The 21,132-nt window shown below is 71.6% G+C and carries 14 protein-coding genes and 1 tRNA gene; 9 read left to right on the forward strand and 6 right to left on the reverse strand.

Features of this window, described 5'->3' with window-relative positions; all coding sequences use genetic code 11:
• Nucleotides 1-27: 27 nt before the first annotated feature.
• The 3 genes from AC5PYY_RS06765 to AC5PYY_RS06775 all read right to left on the reverse strand — a co-directional run bounded on the left by AC5PYY_RS06765 (nt 28) and on the right by AC5PYY_RS06775 (nt 5,481).
• Nucleotides 28-1,431 carry an SPFH domain-containing protein gene (locus AC5PYY_RS06765; RefSeq protein WP_493899018.1) on the reverse strand — a complete coding sequence of 468 codons (1,404 nt, stop codon included), beginning with the start codon at nt 1,429-1,431 and terminating at the stop codon, nt 28-30.
• Nucleotides 1,424-3,070 carry an SPFH domain-containing protein gene (locus AC5PYY_RS06770; protein WP_493899019.1) on the reverse strand — a complete coding sequence of 549 codons (1,647 nt, stop codon included), beginning with the start codon at nt 3,068-3,070 and terminating at the stop codon, nt 1,424-1,426. The genes AC5PYY_RS06765 and AC5PYY_RS06770 overlap by 8 nt, the downstream gene beginning before the upstream one ends.
• A gap of 74 nt (nt 3,071-3,144) precedes the next feature.
• Nucleotides 3,145-5,481, reverse strand: a complete 2,337-nt coding sequence (locus tag AC5PYY_RS06775; protein ID WP_493899020.1) for a DEAD/DEAH box helicase — start codon at nt 5,479-5,481, stop codon at nt 3,145-3,147.
• 164 nt (nt 5,482-5,645) lie between these two features.
• Between AC5PYY_RS06775 and AC5PYY_RS06780 the strand changes: the two genes are divergently transcribed.
• Nucleotides 5,646-7,964 carry a sodium-translocating pyrophosphatase gene (locus tag AC5PYY_RS06780; RefSeq protein WP_493899021.1) on the forward strand — a complete coding sequence of 773 codons (2,319 nt, stop codon included), beginning with the start codon at nt 5,646-5,648 and terminating at the stop codon, nt 7,962-7,964.
• Between the two features lie 468 nt (nt 7,965-8,432).
• Nucleotides 8,433-10,028: a DUF7059 domain-containing protein gene (locus AC5PYY_RS06785; RefSeq protein ID WP_493899022.1), complete on the forward strand. Its 1,596-nt coding sequence runs from the start codon at nt 8,433-8,435 to the stop codon at nt 10,026-10,028.
• Nucleotides 10,029-10,048: 20 nt separating this feature from the next.
• Here the strand turns inward: AC5PYY_RS06785 and AC5PYY_RS06790 are convergent, their stop codons facing one another.
• The gene (locus AC5PYY_RS06790; RefSeq protein WP_493899023.1) at nt 10,049-10,795 is read right to left on the reverse strand and encodes a hypothetical protein; all 747 of its coding nucleotides are present in this window, start codon (nt 10,793-10,795) and stop codon (nt 10,049-10,051) included.
• A gap of 103 nt (nt 10,796-10,898) precedes the next feature.
• Between AC5PYY_RS06790 and topA the strand changes: the two genes are divergently transcribed.
• Nucleotides 10,899-13,619, forward strand: a complete 2,721-nt coding sequence (gene topA, locus AC5PYY_RS06795; protein ID WP_493899024.1) for a type I DNA topoisomerase — start codon at nt 10,899-10,901, stop codon at nt 13,617-13,619.
• Between the two features lie 22 nt (nt 13,620-13,641).
• On the opposite strand, the gene AC5PYY_RS06800 is transcribed toward topA, so the two are convergent.
• A complete protein-coding gene (locus tag AC5PYY_RS06800; protein ID WP_493899025.1) occupies nt 13,642-14,880 on the reverse strand; it encodes a trans-sulfuration enzyme family protein in 1,239 nt (412 codons plus the stop codon).
• Between the two features lie 178 nt (nt 14,881-15,058).
• On the opposite strand from AC5PYY_RS06800, the gene AC5PYY_RS06805 reads away from it, so the two are divergent.
• The 6 genes from AC5PYY_RS06805 to AC5PYY_RS06830 all read left to right on the forward strand — a co-directional run bounded on the left by AC5PYY_RS06805 (nt 15,059) and on the right by AC5PYY_RS06830 (nt 20,675).
• On the forward strand, nt 15,059-15,580 hold the full coding sequence (locus AC5PYY_RS06805; RefSeq protein WP_493899026.1) for an Lrp/AsnC family transcriptional regulator: 522 nt from the start codon (nt 15,059-15,061) through the stop codon (nt 15,578-15,580).
• Between the two features lie 43 nt (nt 15,581-15,623).
• Nucleotides 15,624-16,388 (forward strand): MerR family transcriptional regulator, encoded by a 765-nt coding sequence (locus AC5PYY_RS06810; protein ID WP_493899337.1) that lies wholly within the window; start codon nt 15,624-15,626, stop codon nt 16,386-16,388.
• Nucleotides 16,389-16,485: 97 nt separating this feature from the next.
• Nucleotides 16,486-17,184 (forward strand): hypothetical protein, encoded by a 699-nt coding sequence (locus AC5PYY_RS06815; protein ID WP_493899027.1) that lies wholly within the window; start codon nt 16,486-16,488, stop codon nt 17,182-17,184.
• A gap of 58 nt (nt 17,185-17,242) precedes the next feature.
• Nucleotides 17,243-17,908, forward strand: coding sequence for a dTMP kinase (gene tmk, locus AC5PYY_RS06820; protein WP_493899028.1), 666 nt, complete (start codon nt 17,243-17,245; stop codon nt 17,906-17,908).
• Nucleotides 17,905-19,071: a DNA polymerase III subunit delta' gene (locus AC5PYY_RS06825; RefSeq protein WP_493899029.1), complete on the forward strand. Its 1,167-nt coding sequence runs from the start codon at nt 17,905-17,907 to the stop codon at nt 19,069-19,071. Before tmk ends, AC5PYY_RS06825 begins: the two co-directional genes overlap by 4 nt.
• Nucleotides 19,072-19,097: 26 nt before the next feature.
• A complete protein-coding gene (locus AC5PYY_RS06830) occupies nt 19,098-20,675 on the forward strand; it encodes an alpha/beta hydrolase (RefSeq protein ID WP_493899030.1) in 1,578 nt (525 codons plus the stop codon).
• A 66-nt stretch (nt 20,676-20,741) separates the two neighbouring features.
• Here AC5PYY_RS06830 and AC5PYY_RS06835 read toward each other — a convergent pair.
• Nucleotides 20,742-20,829 (reverse strand) — tRNA-Thr (locus AC5PYY_RS06835).
• Between the last annotated feature and the right edge of the window lie 303 nt (nt 20,830-21,132).

Raw genomic sequence — 21,132 nt, forward strand, 5'->3', positions numbered from 1 at the left:
GGCTGAGCTGATCGAGGGCCGCCCCACTCAGGAGCTGCGGCGCGCCTGGTTTACCGCGCCCTGGGCGAGCTGGCCCAGCGCGTCACCGGCCGAGCCCGCGGCCTCACGCTGGCTGCGCTGACCGGCACGACCGCCACCATCGGTGGCCCCGTGGCCGTTCGACGAGCCTCGGGCTCCACCCACCGGCATCGAGGGGAGCAGCTGGGCCAGCAGCAGTGTCGACAGCGCCGAGGTGTCGGTGCCCTGCCCGTCGGCGTGCACGAGCAGCGGCCGGGGCGCGGCCTCGGCGAGCTGGGCACCCACGTCGAGCCGGCGCCGAGCCAGCTCATACCCGAGCACCGCTCGGTTGTCGCGGAAGGCGGTCGCCAGCTGCTCCTGCGACTTGGCCTCACCCTGGGCCGCCACGAGGTTGGTGCGCGCCTGGGTCTCGATCTCGTAGCGCACCTGCTGCGCCTCGGTCTCGCGCTCCTCGAGCATCTGGGCGACGTCCTTGCGTGCCTTGTTGAGCGCCGCGTTGACCTCGACGATCTTGGCGTCCCGCACCTTCTTGGAGCGCTCGATCTCCATGAGCAGCGTGTCGACCCGACGCTTGCGGGTGAGCTCCCACTCCTTCTCGTAGGCCACCAGCTCCTTGGCGACCCGCTCCCGCGTGGACAGGTGCTCGCGATACTGGTCGGGCAGCTGCACGTCGGGGATGTTGCACCCCATGATCTGCACGCCGTAGCGGGTGAGCTGCCGGTTGAGCAGCTCCTGCATGTCTTTGACGTCGCTCCCGCGCAGGTCGTAGGCCTGCTCGGTCCGCACCTGACGGCTGCGCTGGCGGATGGCGTCCTGCACCGAGTTGGCCAGCACGAGGTCGAAGTTGCCGGCACCGATCGTCTGCACGAAGCGCACGGCGTCGATGATCCGGAAGCGCAGGAAGAACTCGATCGACTTCAGCGGGACGTTCTCGTGCGTCGGGCTGGAGAGCACCGGCGCGTTGTAGGGGATCTCGGTGGTGACGTCCACGACATACGCGACGCGCGCCCACGGGTGCCACAGGTAGTGGCGACCGGGCGGGAGACCGGTGCCGCTGATCGCCCCGAACTTTGTCAGGACGCCGACCGTGCCCTCCTCGATCTCCACGATCGACGAGCGCCACCACCACAGCCCGGCGAGGACGAGCGCCACCAGGGAGACGCCGATCGTGAGCACGCCGAGGGAGCCCCATCCTCGGGCGAAGAGGAAGACCGAGGTGGTCAGACCCCACAGGGCGAACCACACGAGGACCACCCAGCGCAGGCCGCGCGAGTCGCGCGGGATGACGACGGGCACCAGCGCCCCGCCCTCGCCGCCGCGCAGCAGCCGGGCGACCTCGCTCCAGGACGCCAGCGCCTCCCGGATGGAGGACATGCCATGGGTATGCGCGACCGCGCGCGTCTGCTCACTCACCGTGCTCTCCCCTCACCTCGGCGCCGGCGTCGCCACCTGCGCTCGTGTCCGTCGGTGCCTCGGGCTCGACATCGGCGACCGACCGGCGGATCTCCTCGAGCCGCTCCTCGCCGGGCAGCTCTGCGCTCGTCTCGTCCTCGGAGACCAGCTCGACCTGCGTCGCCTCCGGCGGCTCCAGCAGGTGGGCGATCCGCTCCTCGCGCTCGCGGATCCGGGCGGCGATCTCCTCCCGGCGGGTGGAGATCGCGGTCATGTCGTCGTCGCTGAAGAGCTGCTGCTGCTCGGCGCCGCCGACGAGCCCGCGGGCGATCTCGAGGTAGTCCACGGCGCTGCGCTGCTCGCCGACCCGCACGATCTGCGGGAGCGAGGTGGCCACGCCCTCGAGCTTGTCGAGCAGGTCCTGCTGGTAGCGGTACTCCAGGATCTGCGGGGCGAGGGCCGCGCTCATCGCCCGGATGTCGAGCGCCTGCGCCTCGAGCAGCGCGGCGTTGGCCCGGGCGGTCGACTCGGCCTCGGCGAAGCGCTGCCGCGCGAGGGCGTCGGCGCGGTTGGTCTCGCGCTCCAAGGCGGTGTCCATCTGCGCCTGGTAGCGGGCGATCTCGGCCTGGATCGCGGAGAGCGTCTCGTTGAGCGAGGCCAGGTCGCGGTTGAGGTCACCCTCGTTCTGCTCCTTGCGCAACTGCAGCTCGTACTCGTAGGTATAGGCCTCTTTCGCCACCCGGACCATCTCCGGCGAGGCGAGGTCCATGCGGTACTCCTGCGCCGAGGGCTCGGCGTGGGTGATGTTGGCGGTGGTCAGCTCGACGGCTGGGGCGAACTGCGTGTTGAGCTGCTCCAGCAGCCGCGAGGTGCTCTCCCCGACGAGGTCGTAGATGCCGGACGCCTCCTGCTCGTAGATGAGCGAGCGGGTGGTCTCCGAGATCGCGTTGTTGAGCTTGTCCTGGAAACCCTGCACCGCGCCGAGGACGAAGACGAACTCCCGGGCGTTGACGATCCGGAACTGCAGGAAGAGGTCGACCGAGGCCTGCACGCCGGACTTGGTCGGCGCCTCGCGGATAGGGGCGTTGAAGGGGTACTCGCGGGTGGTGTTGACGATGTAGGACACCCGCTTCCACGGATTCCACAGGTTGACCCGCCCGGCCCCCACCTCGGCCTCGACCTTGCCGAAGCGGGAGATGAGCGCCGTGCACCCCTCGGGCACCATGACCATGCCCTGCCGCCACCACATGAAAGCGGCGACGAGCAGCGCGAGCACCCAGTAGTGCACGCCGAAGACCGCTCCGGACAGGCCCAGCGGCAGCAGCAGGACCCAGCCGACGACCCCCAGGACGACCAGCGCGATGACCGGCAGCATGGCCTGCAGTCGGCGTCCGCGCGGCATGACCATGGGGGTGATGACGTGCACCGGACCGCTCGGCCCCTGGTCGAAGTGGCTGCGCGAGAGCAGCTCGGCTGCCTGGTCCAGCGAGCACGACTCGGCGACGATCCGGGTGCCACCCGAGCCGCCGCCCTCAGGGCGAGCACTGAAGTCGGACGCGTCGAGCGCGAAGGCGTCGGCGGCGTCGCCCAGGGCTCCTCGCGGGTCGTCGCTCGTCACGACCTCACGGGCGGTGTCGACGAAGCGCTGCACGGTGCTCACGGATCACGGTCCTTCCCCTGTCATGGCCGGCGAGGTGTCCGGTCCCTGCAACCCCGCCTGCGCGCCCGAGTCTGTCACACCGCCGGGAGCCGCACGACGCGCTCGCTCAGCAGGTGCTCCAGCACCGCCGCCGCACCGCCTTTGTGCAGCGGGTCGTTGCCGCTCCCGCACTTCGGGGACTGGACGCATCCGGGGCACCCGGTGTCGCAGCCGCACGCCTCCACGAGGTCGCGGGTCGCCGCCAGCCAGGTGGGTGCCTCGCGGTAGGCGCGGCGGGAGAAGCCGGCCCCGCCGGGGTGGCCGTCGTAGACCATGACCGTCGGCAGGCCGGTGTCGGGGTGCAGTGCCGTCGAGACGCCGCCGATGTCCCAGCGGTCGCAGGTCGCCAGGAGTGGGAGCATCCCGATCGAGGCGTGCTCGGCCGCGTGCAGCGTGCCCGGGACCTCGTCCTCGGCCACCCCGGCGAGGGCCAGCTCCTCCTCAGGCAGGGTCCACCAGACGGCCTGGGTCACCAGGCTGCGGGAGGGGAGGTCGAGCGGGTGGGTGCCGATGACGGACCCGTCCGGCAGAAGCCGCTGGAAGGCCGTGACCCGCGTGGTGACTTCGACCCGTCCGGTGGAGAGGGTGGCCGCGCCCCAGACCTGCTCCTCCTCCCGCTCGCGGATGGTGAAGGTGCTCTCGCTGCGAGCCCGGGTGCGCCATCCGGGGTCGCCGGCCACCACGAGCGCGACCCCGGTCTCGAGGTCGAGCTCGGTGACGACGTGCGGCGCGCCCTGGTGCACGTAGACCGCGCCCTCGTGGACCGTCGTCAGCGCGCGGGCCTCGTCGACGGTGCCGAGGACGCGGCCGCTGCGAGCGTCGACGATCTGCACCGTCTGGCCGGCACCGCGCAGCTGCACGTGGTCGCTGGGTCGGTCCTGGCGGGCCCAGTACCACCCCGTCGGGCGGGACCGCAACAACCCGCCGACGACCAGCTGCTCGGCCAGGGTGGGCACCGTGGGGCCGAACCAGCGCTCGTCGTCGCGGGTGAGCGGCAGCTCGGCCGCGGCTGCCGCCAGGTGCGGGCCGAGGACGTAGGGGTTCTCCGGGTCGAGGACGCAGGTCTCGACCGGGGCGTCGAAGATGAGCTCGGGATGCGCGACGAGGTAGGCGTCGAGCGGGTCGTCGGCGGCGACGAGGACCGCCAAGGAGGGGGCCCCGCGGCGTCCGGCGCGCCCGGCCTGCTGCCAGAAGGAGGCTCGCGTCCCCGGCCAGCCGGCCATGACGACGGCGTCCAGCCCCGCGATGTCGATGCCGAGCTCCAGGGCGCTGGTGGCGGCCAGCCCCATCGCCGAGCGGTCGCGCAGCGCGCCCTCGAGCTCCCGACGCTCCTCGGGGAGATAGCCGCCGCGATAGGCCGCGATCCGGCCGGAGTCCGGACCGGTGCCGCGAGCCTCCAGCTGCTCCCGCGCGCGGGTCGCCACCGTCTCCACGCCGACCCGCGAGCGCGCGAAGGTCACGGTCTGGACCCCTCGCTCCACGAGGTCGGCGAGCAGCGAGGCCGCCTCGGCCAGGGTGCTGCGGCGGGTGCCGTCCTCGTCGGTCGGTGGTTCCCACAGCGCCACCACGGTCTCCTGGCGGGGCGAGGCGTCCGCGGTGACCGCCACGACGGCCTGCCCGGTGAGCGCCCGCCCCAGCTCCTCCGGCTCGGCGACGGTGGCCGAGGCGAGGATCACGGTGGGGGAGGCGCCATACCGTGCCGCGACCCGGAGCAACCGCCGCAACACCGCAGAGACGTGCGCGCCGAAGACGCCGCGGTAGACGTGGCACTCGTCGACCACGACGTAGCGCAGCGCGCGGAGGAAGGGCCGCCACCGCTCGTGCCCGGGCAGGAGGGTGTGGTGCAGCAGGTCGGGGTTGGTGAGCACGTAGTGGGCGTGCTCGCGGATCCAGCGGCGTTCGTCGGTGGGGGTGTCGCCGTCCAGCGTGGCGGTGCGGACCCCAGGCAACGCGAGGGTATGCAGCCGCGCGGCCTGGTCTGCGCCCAACGCCTTGGTCGGGGCGAGGTAGAGCGCGGTGGCGCCGCGCCCGGTCGGTGCCTCCAGACCGTCACGGAGCGCGGTGAGGACGGGCAGGAGGTAGCCCAGGGACTTGCCCGACGCGGTGCCCGTCGCGACGAGGACGTGCCGACCCGAGCGGGCCAGCTCGGCGACCGCGGCCTGGTGCTCCCAGAGCTCCTCGATCCCTTCGCCCAGCAGCGCCGCGGTCACCTCGGGCGCGCACCACGTCGGCCACGTCGCGGTGCGACCTTGCCGGGCGGGAAGGGTGCGCAGATGGCGCAGCCGCTCCGACCGTGCTCCCCGGGTGAGATGGGCGACGGTCTGCTGCGGATCGACGCGCGTGTCGCGCGGCTTCTCGGTCGACTGGTTCATCGGTGCCTCCCACGCTACGCGCGGCGGACGACATACCCTCGTCTCCGTCGGGGCATGTTAGGTCCGCGGCCCCGGCATCACTACAGTGACGACATCCGTATCGAACGACCCGCGGCCTCGCCGCGCCGTCACCCGCAACGCCGCGGGTTCCCAGGAGGATCCACATGGTTCCAGTCGCAGCAGCCGCGAGCGACGTGTCGCTCTCGGGAGCCGACACCTCGATCGTGATCGTGGTGCTCTGCATCTCCCTCGTCGCCCTCGTCATGGGCTTCATGTTCCGCCGGGAGGTGCTGGCCGCGTCACCGGGATCCGGGTCGATGCAGGAGATCGGCAGCGCGGTCCAGGAAGGGGCCTCGGCCTATCTCGGCCGCCAGTTCCGCACCCTCCTGATCTTCGCGGTGGTCGCGTTCTTCCTGCTCCTGGCCCTGCCGGCCGACGACCTCTTCATGCGGATCGGGCGCTCGGTGGCCTTCCTCTTCGGCGCCGGCTTCTCCGCCTTCATCGGCTGGCTGGGGATGAACCTCGCCACCGCCGCCAACATGCGGGTCGCCGAGGCGGCCCGCACGACCGGTCGCGACGACGGCATGCGGATCGCCTTCCGCACCGGCGGCACGGTGGGTATGGCGACGGTCGGCCTCGGTCTGCTCGGCGCGGCGCTCGTGGTGCTGATCTACCAGGGTGACGCCGCCAAGGTGCTCGAAGGCTTCGGCTTCGGCGCCGCGCTGCTCGCGATGTTCATGCGGGTCGGCGGCGGCATCTTCACCAAGGCCGCCGATGTCGGTGCCGACCTCGTCGGCAAGGTCGAGGCGGGCATCCCCGAGGACGACCCGCGCAACGCCGCCACCATTGCCGACAACGTCGGTGACAACGTCGGCGACTGCGCGGGCATGGCCGCCGATCTCTTCGAGTCGTATGCCGTGACCCTCGTCGCGGCCCTCATCCTCGGCACCGCGGCGCTCGGCTCCGACGGTGGGCTCACCTTCCCGCTGGTCATCCCGGCGATCGGCGTCATCACCGCCATCATCGGTGTCTTCATCACCAAGGCGCGCCCGGGCGAAAACGGCCTGCGCGCCATCAACCGCAGCTTCTACATCTCCGCAGCGATCGCCGCGGTCGGCTCGGTCATCGCCGCCTTCGTCTTCCTTCCGACCCAGCTCGACGTCACCTCCGGCTTCGCGCTGGAGATGGCCAGCGAGTCGGGTGAGCAAGTCAACGCCGCCCTGGGCGCCGCGTCATCGGTCGTCATCGGCATCGTGCTGGCCGCCTTCATCCTGTGGCTGACCGGCTACTTCACCGGCACCGAGACCAAGCCCACCAACGACGTGGCCCGGACCTCACTCACCGGCCCGGCGACGGTCGTGCTGGCGGGCATTGGGGTCGGCCTGGAGTCCGCGGTCTATACCGCGGTCACCATCGCTGCCGCCATCTTCGCGATCTTCACGATCAGCGGCGGATCGTTGATCCTGTCGCTGTTCTACGTCGCGCTGGCCGGCTGTGGCCTGCTGACCACCGTGGGCGTCATCGTGGCGATGGACACCTTCGGCCCGGTCTCCGACAACGCTCAGGGCATCGCCGAGATGTCTGGCGATGTCGACGGCGAGGCGGCGCAGATCCTCACCGAGCTGGACGCCGTCGGCAACACCACCAAGGCGATCACCAAGGGCATCGCCATCGCGACCGCCGTGCTCGCGGCGACGGCGCTCTTCGGGTCCTATCTCGACGCGATCCTGCAGGCGCTGGAGACCGCGGGTGACACCAGCGGCGACGTGCTGCAGTCCTTCCTGGTCTTCGACCCGCGCGCCCTGGTCGGTGTGCTCATCGGTGGCGCGGTGGTCTTCCTCTTCTCCGGCCTGGCGATCAACGCGGTGACCCGCGCCGCCGGCGCCATCGTCTTCGAGGTGCGGCGCCAGTTCCGCGAGAAGCCCGGGATCATGGACTACAGCGAGAAGCCGGAGTATGCGCGGGTCGTCGACATCTGCACCCGCGACTCGCTGCGCGAGCTGGCGACCCCGGGTCTGCTGGCGGTCTTCGCCCCGATCGCGGTGGGCTTCGGCCTGGGCGTCGGCGCGCTGGCGGGGTATCTCGCCGGCGCGATCGGCACCGGTGTGCTCATGGCGGTCTTCCTCGCCAACGCTGGTGGCGCCTGGGACAACGCCAAGAAGATCGTCGAGGACGGCAACTTCGGCGGCAAGGGCACCCCGGCCCACGAGGCCACGGTCATCGGCGACACGGTCGGCGACCCCTTCAAGGACACCGCCGGCCCGGCCATCAACCCGCTCATCAAGGTGATGAACCTCGTCGCCCTGCTCATCGCGCCGGCCATCATCGGCCTGACCTATGGCGACGGCGCCAACAGCGCCATCCGCTGGGGCATCGCCCTGGTGGCGACGGCGGTCATCGTGGCTGCGGTGGTCGTCTCCAAGCGCCGTGACATCGCGATCGGCGACAGCGACGAGCAGCCCGCGGCGGCACTCGAGAGCTGACCTCGTCTCCGGGCTGGCGGGCCCCACGGGTGGTGGGGCCCGCGCCTGGCGGACGTGTCGGGTGAGGAGGCCCCACGGTTGCCGGGGAGCCCCACACCGCGCCAGACCCCCTACGGTTGCGGCCGTAGGGGGTCTGGCTTTGCGTGGGGCCCGCCGCTCACCGTGGGGCCCGCAGACAGATGTGGGGCGAGCCGCCAGCGGTGGGGCGCCGAGCCACTCATCATGACTGGGTCCCACGGTTCCCGTTCGGCTCCACGGTTCTCGGAGTGCCCCACGGTTGCTCGGAATCCCTACGATTGCAGCCATGAGGCCAGCCACCAACCGTGGGGCTGCCCGCCAACGGTGGGGCCCATCGTGCCGACTGTCCATGGGGCCAGCCACCAACCGTGGGGCTGCCCGCCAACGGTGGGGCCATTCGTGCCGGCTGTCCATGGGGCCAGCCACCAACCGTGGGGCTATGGTGACGCCGTGACCGAGCAGCCAGCCCGACCACTGCCTCCGGCGCCGGCTGAGCTGGGGTGGTCCCGGCTCCCTGCCTCAGCCCCGGCGCCCCCACCTCCACCACCCCCGTCGCTGGACAACCCCGACCTCGTCGCGGCGCTGCGGGCCGACCTGGAGGAGGTCGACTTCACCGTGGACCGGCTCGCCGAGCTGCTCGGCGAGGTCGCGGTCTCGGCCCTGCACCGTGAGGAGCCGCTTCCCGCCCTGCGCGTCACGGCCCGCTCCACCGAACCGGTCGCCGCCCTCTGCCGACTCTTCAGCCTCGGCTGCCTCGTGCCGGGCGACTGGCTCGACGCCGCCCTCCCCAGGGTTGGCTCGGCGGGCCTGATCCGGCTGGGCCTGGCTGCCGAGGTCGCGCCCTCCTCGCCACTGCTCCGGGCGACCTGCGACCTGCGGCCGTATGCCACCGAGCAGCAGCACTGGTGGGTCGTCTCCGACCGGTCCGAGGTCGCCGAGGGCGGCCCGCTCCCCACCGACCACGTGCTCGGGGTCGGCGGTGCCTCGGCCACCCTCGCGAGCTGGGCGCCGCGGCCCCGCGTAGAGCGAGCACTCGATATCGGCACCGGCTGCGGAGTGCAGGTGCTGCACCTGGCCGGGCACACGGCATACCAGGTCGCGACGGACCTGTCCGAGCGCGCGCTGGCCTTCGCGCGCTTCACCTTCGCCCTCTCCGAGACCGCTGTCGACCTGCGCCAGGGGAGCCTGCTCGACCCCGTTGGCGAGGAGCAGTTCGACCTCGTCGTCAGCAACCCGCCCTTCGTCATCACGCCGCGGCGGGCCGACGTGCCGGTCTACGAGTACCGCGACGGCGGACAGCCGGGCGACGCGCTCGTGGCCGGGCTGGTGCGCGAGCTCGCCCCGCGGCTGCGGCCCGGTGGCATCGCCCAGCTCCTGGCCAACTGGGAGCTGCGCGCGGGGGAGGACTGGTCGGACCACGTCGGCGCGTGGCTGGACGGCACAGGGCTCGACGCGTGGGTCGTGCAGCGCGAGCTGCAGGACGTCGCGCAGTATGCCGAGACCTGGGCCCGCGACGGAGGTCACCGACCCGGGACGCCGGAGTTCGACGCGCTGTATGCCGCGTGGCTGGACGACTTCGCCGAGCGCGGGATCGAGCAGGTCGGGTTCGGCATCGTGACGCTCCAGCGTCCGCGGGCGGGGCGGGAGCCATGGCGTGACCTCGTGGATGTGCGCACCCCGGTGGACGGCCCGATGGGGCCGCACGTCCTGGCCGGGCTGGAGGCCCGGACCTGGCTCGCCGAGCACGACGACGACGCGCTGTTGGACACCCCCTGGCAGGTGGCCGACGACGTCACCGAGGAGCGGGTCGGGCGGCCAGGGGCCGTGGACCCGCAGGTGATCCAGATCCGCCAGGGCGGCGGTCTGCGGCGGGTGGTGCGGCTCGACACGCTGGCGGCCGGCGTCGTCGGGGCCTGCGACGGCGAGCTGACCGCGCGCCAGTTGTGCGCCGGGATCGCCGTGCTCACCGAGCAGTCGCCCGCGGAGGTCCAGGCCGACGTGCTGCCGACGCTGCGGGAGCTGGTGGCGGACGGCCTCCTGCGCTGAGCGAGCCTGCGCTGAGCGGCTCAGCCGTAGCGGTAGGACGTGCGCGAGATGAAGAACTCCCGGCCGATGTCCGAGTTGCGGCAGGTCACGCCCTCCTCGGACGACGTGCACGAGGTGGCTCCGACGGCCAGCGTCTGCCCGTAGGCCAGCACCGCGGAGCGGACGCCGTCGACCTCCACGCTGTCGCCGTCGACCTCCGTCTCCCACCAGCCGGACGCCGTCAGCGCGGCGGCGGGGGCGAGCGGCTCGGCGGGGCAGGTCCAGGCGCCCTGCTCGTCGGTGAGGATCATCGCGTCGGCGTCGCCGGCCGAGCAGGAGCCGATGAGCGAGCCGACCAGCTGGTCGCCGGGCGGCGTGTACGTCTTGTCGAGGACCTGGCAGGTGGCCGAGCTGCCGGTGACGACGCACGCGATGTTGCCGGTCGGCGTGACGAAGGCCCCGCCCGGTCCGTCGATCGAGATGGTCCCTCCGTCCGCGATGGCGCTGCGTTCGCCCGCGGCCAGCTCGATGTCGGCCGGCTCGGTGGGCGGCGGCACGGGCTCGGCGGACTGGGCGTCGCCGTCCGCATCGTCGGCGTCGATGTCGCCGTCCCCGTCGGTGTCCGCCGTCGGTCCCTGACTGTCCCCGGTCGCGTCGGACCCGCCCTCGTCGTCGCACCCGGCGAGGGTGAGCACCCCCAGGCCGAGCGCCGCGAGCAGCGCGAGGGAACGCGCCCGCCGGGCGCGCGGCATACCTGTCGTCATCGTCGCGCTGCGCACCGTCATCACACCTCGCAGCGTAGCCGTTCGGCGGCCATGGGCTACGGTGACGCCCGAGGTCCTCGTGTCGGGAGCCGCGACGAATCCGCGGCACACGAGGCGAAGGAGAACTGTGGCAGCTGGCAGCAAGCTGGTGATCGTCGAGTCGCCGGGCAAGGTCAAGAGCATCGGGGGATATCTCGGCGACGACTACCGCGTCGAGGCCAGCGTCGGGCACATCCGCGACCTGCCCAACCCCTCCGAGCTCCCGCCGGACATGAAGAAGGGTCCCTACGGCAAGTTCTCGATCAACGTCGAGGACGGCTTCGACCCCTACTACGTCGTCGACGCGGACAAGAAGAAGAAGGTCACCGAGCTCAGGCGCGCCCTCAAGGACGCCGACGAGCTCTACCTCGCCACCGATGAGGACCGCGAGGGCGAGGCGATCGCCTGGCACCTGCTCGAGGTGCTCAAGCCCAAAGTGCCGGTCAAGCGCATGGTCTTCCACGAGATCACCAAGGAGGCGATCCAGCGCGCCATCGGCGACACGCGCGAGCTCGACACCGACCTCGTCGACGCGCAGGAGAGCCGCCGCATCCTCGACCGCCTCTACGGGTATGAGGTGTCGCCCGTCCTGTGGCGCAAGGTCAAGCAGGGCCTCTCTGCGGGCCGGGTGCAGTCGGTCGCCACGCGCCTGGTCGTGGAGCGCGAGCGCGAGCGGATGGCCTTCAGGATCGCGTCCTACTGGGACGTCGAGGGCGAGTTCGCGCCCGGCGGCAACAGCGGTCAGGCCTTCGAGGCCAAGCTCACCGGCGTCGACGGTGCCAAGGTCGCCAGCGGCCGCGACTTCGCCGACGACGGCACGCTGAAGACCAAGAACGCCGTGCAGCTCGACGCGGCGGCGGCCGAGGCGATCGCCGCCGGCACGCGCGAGGCCGACGTCAGCGTCCGCGAGGTGTCGGAGAAGCCCTACACGCGCCGGCCGTCCGCGCCGTTCACGACCTCCACGCTGCAGCAGGAGGCCTCGCGCAAGCTGCGGATGAACAGCCAGACCACGATGCGCACCGCCCAGCGGCTCTACGAGGGCGGCTACATCACCTATATGCGGACCGACTCGACCAGCCTGTCCGGCCAGGCGGTCAACGCGGCGCGCAGCCAGGCCCGGGACATGTACGGCGCCGACTACGTGCCCGAGACCCCCCGCGTCTACGGCAAGAAGAGCAAGAACGCGCAGGAGGCGCACGAGGCGGTCCGCCCGGCCGGCGACTCCTTCCGTACGCCGGCGCAGGTCGCGGGGGAGCTGCGCGGGCAGGAGTATGCCCTCTACGAGCTCATCTGGAAGCGCACCGTCGCCTCCCAGATGGCGGACGCGAAGGGGTCGACCGCGAGCGTCAAGCTCACCGCGACCCTGCCTTCTGGGACGGAGTACGAGTCGCGGAACGGCATACAGCGCCCGTCTAGCGCGGAGTTCTCCGCCTCGGGCACCGTGATCACTTTCCGCGGTTTCCTCGCGGCCTATGAGGAGGGTCGCGACGAGTCCCGCTACGGCGAGGACTCGCAGATGGGTATGCGGCTGCCCAAGCTCTCCGAGGGCGTCGCCCTGGAGACGCTGCGCGCGGAGGCGCAGGGGCACCAGACAAGCCCGCCGGCGCGCTACACCGAGGCGACGCTGGTCAAGGCGCTCGAGGAGCGCGGGATCGGGCGACCGTCGACGTATGCCGCGACCGTCGGCACGATCCAGGACCGCGGATATGTGCGGACCAAGGGGTCGGCGCTGGTGCCGACGTGGCTCGCTTTCGCGGTGACCCAGCTGCTGGAGCAGCACTTCCCGCGGCTGGTGGACTACGACTTCACCGCGTCGATGGAGGAAGACCTCGACAAGATCGCCCGGGGTGACGAGCAGCGGGTGGCCTGGCTGCAGCGGTTCTACTTCGGCGACCAGGCGAGCTCGAGCGAGGGGCTGCGGGATCTCGTGGGCGACCTCGGCGAGATCGACGCGCGGGCCATCTCGGCGGTGACGACGGCCGACGGCACGATCGTGCGGGTGGGACGCTACGGGCCCTATGTAGAGCTGCCCGGCGAGGAGGGCGAGACCCCGCGGCGGGCGACCGTGCCCGACGACATCGCGCCGGACGAGATGACCGCGGCCAAGGCGGAGGAGCTGCTCGCGGCCGCGGCCGACGACGGCCGGGTGCTCGGCACCGACCCAGAGACGGGGCGCGAGATCGTCGCGAAGAACGGGCGGTATGGCCCCTATGTCACCGAGGTGCTGGAGGACGACGCCGAGGGCTCGGGCAGCGGCGCGAAGAAGAAGGCCAAGGTCAAGCCGCGGACGGGGTCCTTGTTCAAGGACATGGACCTCGCGACCATCGAGCTCGACCAGGCGCTCAAGCTGCTGTCGCTGCCGCGGGTGGTCGGGACCGATGCCGAGGGTGTCGAGATCACGGCGCAGAACGGGCGCTACGGGCCATACCTGAAGAAGGGGACCGACAGCCGTTCGCTGGAGACCGAGGCGCAGATCTTCGACATCACCGTCGAGGAGGCGCTCGCGATCTATGCTCAACCCAAGCAGCGGGGCCGGGCGGCCGCGAAGCCGCCGCTCGCGGAGTTCGGCGAAGACCCGGTGTCGGGCAAGAAGGTCGTCGTCAAGGACGGGCGCTTCGGGCCCTACGTCACCGACGGCGAGACCAACGCGACCCTGCGCAAGGGGGATGACCCGGAGGCGCTCTCGGAGGAGCGGGCCTTCGAGCTCATCGCGGAGAAGCGGGCCAAGGGCCCCACGACGCGCAAGAAGACGACGCGGAAGGCGCCCGCGAAGAAGGCGACGACCCGCAAGGCGGCGCCCAAGAAGTAGGGCGGTCCGCGCCCCGCGCCGATCAGCCCCGGGCGAAGTGCGCGGAGTGATCGGCGGCCAGGCTCGCTGCTTCGGCATCGAGAGCGTGCTCGCTGCCAGCCAAGGCCTGCTCCAGGTCGGCGATGACGTCCTCCGGGGCCTCCAGCCCGACCGAGAGCCGCAGGAGGCCGCCGTCTGGCTTGGCGTCGTCGGCGACGGGGCGGTGGGTGAGCGCGGCCGGGTGCTGGATGAGGGAGTCGACGCCGCCGAGCGAGACGGCGTGCGTGACGAGACGACACCCCTGCGCGACGGCGGCGGCGCGATCGTAACTGCCGAGGTCGAAGGCCAGCACCGCGCCGGGCCCGGCCATCTGGGTGCCGACGAGGCCCTGCGGGTCGCAGCCTGGCTGACCCGGATAGAGCACGCGCTCGACGAGGGGATGCCCGGTGAGCCACCGTGCGACCACCTGGGCCGACTCCTGCTGGGCGCGCACCCTCAGCGGCAGCGTCTGCAGGCCGCGGTGGGCGAGATAGGCCGACAGCGGGTGCAGCACCGCTCCGGTCACGGCGCGCACGGGGCGGATGCGCTGCGCCCACGCGTCAGACGTGACGACGGCGCCGGCGAGCACGTCGCCGTGCCCGGCGAGGAACTTGGTCACCGAGTGCAGCACGATGCTCGCCCCCAGCTCGAGCGGCCGCTGCAGCACGGGGGTGGCGAAGGTGTTGTCGACGAGCACCGGCACGTCGCCGGCCGAAGCCGTGACCGCGCGCAGGTCGACCAGGTCCAGCGTCGGATTGGCTGGGGTCTCGACGATCACCAGGCCGGTGTCGGGCTGGATCGCTTCCGGTATGCCGTCAACGTCCGTCCAGGTGACGCGCGTCCCCAGCAGCCCGGTCGCCAGCAGGTGGTCGGAGCCGCCGTAGAGCGGGCGCACCGCGACCACGTGCGGGGTCCCCGCCCCGACGCAGGCGAGCAGGACGGCGCTGAGCGCCGCCATGCCGGAGGCGAAGGCGACACCCGCCTCCCCGCCCTCGAGCTCGGCGAGGGCATCCTCGAAGCGAGCCACGCCTGGGCTCCACAGCCGCTGGTAGACCGCGGACTGCCCCTCCAGCCGCTCGCCCCCGCCGGCCATCTGGTCGTAGGCCGCCCCGCCGGCCTCGACGTCGGGCAGCGGGTAGGTGCTGGACAGGTCGATCGGCGGCACATGGACCCCCAGTGCCGTGAGGTCGGCCCGCCCGGCGTGGACGGCGCGCGTTTCGACGCGTACATCTTCGTAGTGCATGCTCTGATTGTGCAGAAACTGCACATAAATTGCAAGAATCCCGAGGATTAGTAGATCTGAACCCGTCTCTCACGAAGGCTCGCACGAGGGCAGGCGAGGCTGCTGGAGTGTGCAGCCGAGGCTCTCGGTGCGCGAGGGGAGGTTCACCGGGAGGCGCGAGACGGCATACTGTCGACTCGTGCCGAAGAATCCTCGTGACGACAAGCCGCTGGACGAGACCGACCTGGCGCTGGTGCGCCTGCTCGAGGCCGACGGACGGATGTCCAACGCGATGCTGGCCCGCGAGGTGGGCATCGCCGAGTCCACGTGCCTGGTGCGCGTGCGCTCGCTCCGGGAGCGCGGCGTCGTGCGGGGCATCCACGCCGACATCGACCCCGTCTCCGTCGGGCGCCCGGTGGAAGCGATGATCGCGGTGCGTTTCGGGGGTCACCGGCGGCAGAACTTCGAGGAGTTCACCAACCAGGTCCCCGAGCTGCCCGGCGTGCTCGGCGCCTACCACGTCTCGGGCTCCATCGACTACTACGTGCACGTCGCCGTGCCCAGCGCCGACGCGCTGCGCGACTTCGTGCTCGACCACCTCACCAACCGTCCCGGCGTGCTCCACGCCGAGACCAGCCTCATCTTCGAGTCGCTGCACGGTCGCGGCACGATGACGCGGGATGACGAGGCCGCACCACCGGCGCCCGCAGAACCGGCTTGACCCTCACGCTCCGTGAGGCTCCAGGCTGAGGAGCGTGACGCAGATGACAGCGCAGGACAGGTGGACCGTCGGCCAGGTGGCGACCGAGGTCGGCGTCAGCATCCGGACGCTGCACCACTACGACGAGATCGGTCTCGTGGTGCCCAGCGACCGGAGCTCCGCCGGCTACCGGCTCTACACCGAGGCCGACCTCGACCGCCTGCAACACATCGTCGTCTACCGCCGGCTCGGCTTCGGGTTGGAGGAGATCGCCGCGCTCATGCAGCAGGACGCCGACGTGGTCGGCCACCTGCGGCGGCAACGTGCGAGCGTCACGGACCGGATCGGGCAGCTGCAGCAGCTGACCCGGTTGATCGACGCAGCATTGGAGGACGAGATGAACGGATACCAGATCAGCCGCGAGGAGCAGCGCGAGATCTTCGGGGACGCCTTCGACGACGACTACGCCGCCGAAGCCGAGCAGCGGTGGGGTGACACGGACGCCTGGAAGGAGAGCCAGCGCCGCACCAAGAGCTACTCCAAGGAGCAGTGGCAGGCGGCCAAGGCCGAGCAGGACGAGGTGCAGCAGCGCTTCGCCGAGCTGCTCGCGGACGGCGCCCCGGCTGACTCCGAGGCGGCGATGGATGTCGCCGAGGAGGCCCGGCAGCACATCTGCCGGTGGTACTACGACTGCCCCCGGGAGATGCACGCCCACATCGCCGAGATGTATGTCACCGACCCGAGGTTCACGAAGACCTACGAGGACGTCGCCCCCGGGATGGCGCAGTTCGTCCGCGACGCGATCGTCGCCAACGCGGCGCGCGGCTGAGCTCGACCACCACACCTGCCCTTCACCCTTGTGGGTGGAGGGCAGGCGGGTGGAGAATCGCTCTGTCCACCGCCCGCCACGGTCCAGGGGAGGTCCCATGTCCCAGCAGAGCGAGGGCGACCCACCGGCAGGTCCTCGGAGCGAGATCCCCGTCGTCCGAGGAGAGTGGCATGGTGACGTCGCGGGCGTGGCCTGCTGGATCGGTCTCATCGCGGCGGGGCTGTCGACGTGGCTCTTCGTCTGGGCGACCTCCGGCTTGGTCATCGGCGACGGTCTGGGTGCCGGAGCTGGCGTCCTCGGCGACGCGCAGTGGGTCGACGGGTCGTACGCGCAGCGAGCCACCCTGCTCGTGGTCATGTTCTCCTTGTGGGTCGCCAGCCTGGTCCTGATCGCGGCGGCCGTGCTCGCCGTGATCGAGACCCGGGCCGTCCTCACGAAGGTCCCGGCGAGCGAAGCGGCGCAGCTCGACGTCGCGGGAGCGAGCGTGCCGGACGTGATCAAGGCTGCCGGCATGCTCGTGGACAAGCTGTCCACCGCGAGGGGGATCGTCGTCCTCGGCGTGTCCGGCATGGTCATCGCGGGGCTCGCGCTGCTCACCATGATGACGTCGATGAGCGACGGCGGGGGCACCGTCTCGGACGGGCCGGGCCAGACGGCCACACCCACGACCGAGCACTCGGGCCAGACGGTGGCACCCGGCGACGGTGCGGATGACGGGTTCCAGACCCGGGCGCCGTCCGAGCTTCCCGGTGACGGCACCGCTCCCGGTGACGAGGATCCCGCGCCCACCGGGTGAGCACAACAGCCTGTGGACGGAGGCGGGGAGCGTCATACCTCTCCCGTAGGCTGCCCACGTGACCGACCAGACCCCGCCCACCTCCGCCGTGCGCGGGCGGGGCCGGGGTCTGTTCATCGCCGTCGAGGGCGGTGACGGGGCGGGCAAGTCCACGCAGGCGCGCCGGTTGGGGGACTGGCTGGAGGCCCTAGGGTATGCCGTGCGCCACACCCGGGAGCCCGGCGGCACCGCCCTCGGGCGCACGTTGCGCGAGCTGGTCCTGCACGGCGAGGACGGCTCGGTCTCGCCGCACGCGGAGGCGCTGATCTTCGCCGCCGACCGGGCGCATCACGTCGCCACGGTGGTCCGCCCCGCGCTGGACCGCGGCGAGGTCGTGCTGACCGATCGTTATCTCGACTCGTCCGTGGCCTACCAGGGGGCGGCCCGCGAGTTGGGCCACGCGGAGGTCCGTGAGCTGTCGTTGTGGGCGACCGAGGGACTGGTGCCGGACCTGACGATCCTGCTCGACGTGAGCGCGGAGACCGGGCGGGCTCGGCGCGGCAGCGTCCACGACCGCCTGGAGCGCGAGGCCGACGACTTCCACGACCGCGTCCGCCAGGGCTTCCGCGACCTCGCGGCGGCCGAGCCGCACCGCTATCTCGTGCTCGACGCCCAACGCCCCGCGCCCGAGCTCGCCGACCTCGTCCGCGACCGCGTCGAGGCCCTGCTGGAGGAGCGACCATGAGCGTCTTCACCCAGCTCGTGGGGCAGGAGCGCGTCGTGTCCACGCTGCGGCGCGCGGCGGGCGACGCCGCGGCGATGACCCACGCCTGGCTCTTCACCGGCCCACCCGGCTCCGGCCGCTCGGTGGCTGCCCGCACCTTCGCCGCGGCGCTGCAGTGCGAGCGCAGCAGCGGTGGGCCCGAGGCGGTGGGGTGCGGCGAGTGCCAGCCGTGCCGGATGGTCATGGTCGGCAGCCACCCCGACGTGCGGATCGTCGACACCGAGCAGACCTTCATCAAGGTCGACGAGGCCCGTGAGCTGGTGCTCGAGGCGCAGGCCCGCCCGAGCCTGGGTCGCTGGCGGGTCGTCATCGTCGAGGACGCCGACCGCCTCAACGACTACTCCGCCAACACCTTGCTGAAGTCGCTGGAGGAGCCCACCGCGCGGACTGTCTGGATGCTGTGCGCGCCCTCGGTCGAGGACGTCCTCGTCACCATCCGGTCCCGGTGCCGACACGTGCAGCTCGGCACGCCGTCGGCCGACGCGGTGGCCGAGCTGCTCATCGGCCGCGACGGCGTCGATCCCTCGATGGCGCACTACGCCGCGCGGGCCGCCCAGAGCCACATCGGCATCGCCAAGCGCCTCGCGACCGACGAGCACGCGCGCGCCCGGCGTCGCGAGATCACCTCGATCCCCCTCACGCTGACCTCCCTCGGCGCTGCCCTGCGCGCGGCCCAGGACCTCGTCGACGAGGCGGGTGAGGGCGCCAAGGCCGCCTCCGAGAACTACGCCGAGGAGCAGCGTCGAGAGCTGCTCGCGCAGGTCGGTGCGGACCCGGCCGCGCGGACCCAACCGCCCTCGGTGCGGGCCCACCTGCGCCGCCTCGACGACCGGCTCAAGGCCGAGGCCAAGCGACAGCAGCACGACAGCATCGACGCCGCCCTGACCGACCTCGCCTCGGTCTATCGCGACGCGCTGCTGGTGCAGACCCGTGCCGCGGGCCTTGGGCTCATCAACTCCAGCGAGCCGGAGCAGATCGAGCGACTCGCTCGTTCCTTCACCGCGGAGCAGCTGCTGCTGGCCCTCGAGACCATCGGGGAGGCCCGGCAGCGGTTGATCGCCAACGGTGCCCCGCTGCTCGTCCTCGAGGCGATGATGATTGGCTTGCTCCTGCCTCGGGGGTGAGGCATAAGACGAAAGGACCCACACTGGTGCGCACACTGCATACCACTCGCACGAGGCTGCTCGCCGTCGCCGCGGCCAGCGCAACCCTGCTGGTCACCGGGTGCGACGCGCTCGGCGGCGATGACGAGGGGAGCGCGTCGCGCTCCGGCCCCGACGGCGAGAGCACCGCGGCGGCGACCGTGACGAGCACGCCGCTCGCGGAGGGCGCCCCGGATGGCCTGGAGACGTTCTACGAGCAGCAGCTCGAGTGGAGCAGCTGCGAGGGCGACTTCGAGTGCAGCTCGCTCACTGTCCCGCTCGACTATGCCGAGCCGGACGGTGCCACCATCGACCTGGCCCTGCTGCGCTCGCCGGCCGGCGGCACGTCGCAGGGCTCGCTGGTGGTCAACCCGGGCGGCCCCGGTGGCTCTGGCGTCGACTACGCCATGAGCGCGGCGATGGTTGTCTCGGGGCCGGTGCGCGAGGCCTACGACGTGGTCGGCTTCGACCCGCGAGGGGTGGCCCGCTCGGCGCCGATCACCTGCCTGACCGACGAGGAGATGGACACCTACCTCTCCTCCGATCCCTCGCCCGACGATGCCGCCGAGGAGACGGCCAGCGCTGAGCTGGCGCAGGACTTCGCCGAGGCGTGCGGCGAGGCCGCCCCCGATCTCGTCGGGCACGTCTCGACCCCCGAGGCAGCGCGCGACATCGACGTGCTGCGCGCCGCGCTCGGCGACGAGACCTTGACCTATCTCGGCGCGTCCTACGGCACCTTCCTCGGCGCGACGTATGCCGCGCTCTTCCCCGACCGGGTCGGTCGCCTCGTCCTCGACGGCGCCGTCGACCCCGAGCTCACCGGGCTGGAGATGGGCCTGGGCCAGGCAGAAGGTTTCGAGCGCGCCACCCGCGCCTACGTCGAGGACTGCGTCGCCAGCGGCGAGTGCCCGCTCGGTGACGACGTGGAGGTGGCGATGGCGCGCATCCCCGCCTTCCTCGACGAGCTCGACGCCGCCCCGCTGCCGGTCGATGGCGACGTGGCCGAGGAGCTGACCGAGGGCTGGGGGATGTACGGCATCATCGTCGCGATGTATACCGAGACCGCCTGGCCGCTGCTGTCCCAGGCCTTCGAGCGGGCCTTCGACGGCGACGGCACCATGCTCATGTATCTCGCCAACCTCTACGCCTCGCGCAGCAGCGACGGCAGCTACGACGGCAATGCGATGCAGGCGATCTACGCTGTCAACTGCCTCGACCGGCCCGCCGAGGAGGAGGACCTCGACACCGACGCCGTCCTGGCGCAGTTCGAGGAGGTCTCGCCAACCTGGGGTCGCTACCTCGCCGGCGACGGCGCGTGCGAGTACTGGCCGGCCCAGGCCGCCGAGACGGTCGAGGACTACTCCGCCGCCGGAGCCGACCCGATCCTCGTCATCGGCACCACACGCGACCCGGCCACCCCCTACGAGTGGGCCGAGGGGCTGGCCGACACCCTCGACTCCGGCGTGCTGCTCACCTACGACGGCGACGGTCACACCGCCTACGGCCGCTCCAACGAGTGCATCGACGACGCGGTGGACGCCTACCTGCTGGAGGCCACGGTGCCGGACGACGGCACCCGCTGCTGAGCACGGCATACAACGACGAACGACGAAGGCCCCGGACCGAGATGGTCCGGGGCCTTCGTCGCGCTGAGCCGCCTGGGGGAATCGAACCCCCGACCTATTCATTACGAGTGAATCGCTCTGGCCCTGCATGCTTAGACGCTAGCAGCAAAGTGGCTGGTCATAGCCCCAGTTCGTTCTCCTGGGCGCACATTCATTCGCGTCGGTTGACACAGCCGTGGTCGCAGACTGGTCGCACGGAACCTGGTCGGCAGCGTGCACTCAGCTGCGCCTTCCTCGCCCCTCGCAGGTCCGACGGTCGGGTCGGTCTTCATCGCCTCGTCGACATCGCGTTCAAACTCCACTCGACGTACACCGCGGCGGCGTTGGGGACGCTGCGTGGACCGGTCCGCCTCCTGCCACGACATCAGGTACAGGGTGCATGTGTTCACCGACGACCGGGAGCCAAAGTCCTGGCGCT

This window comes from Serinicoccus sp. JS2-9 (assembly GCF_059025165.1).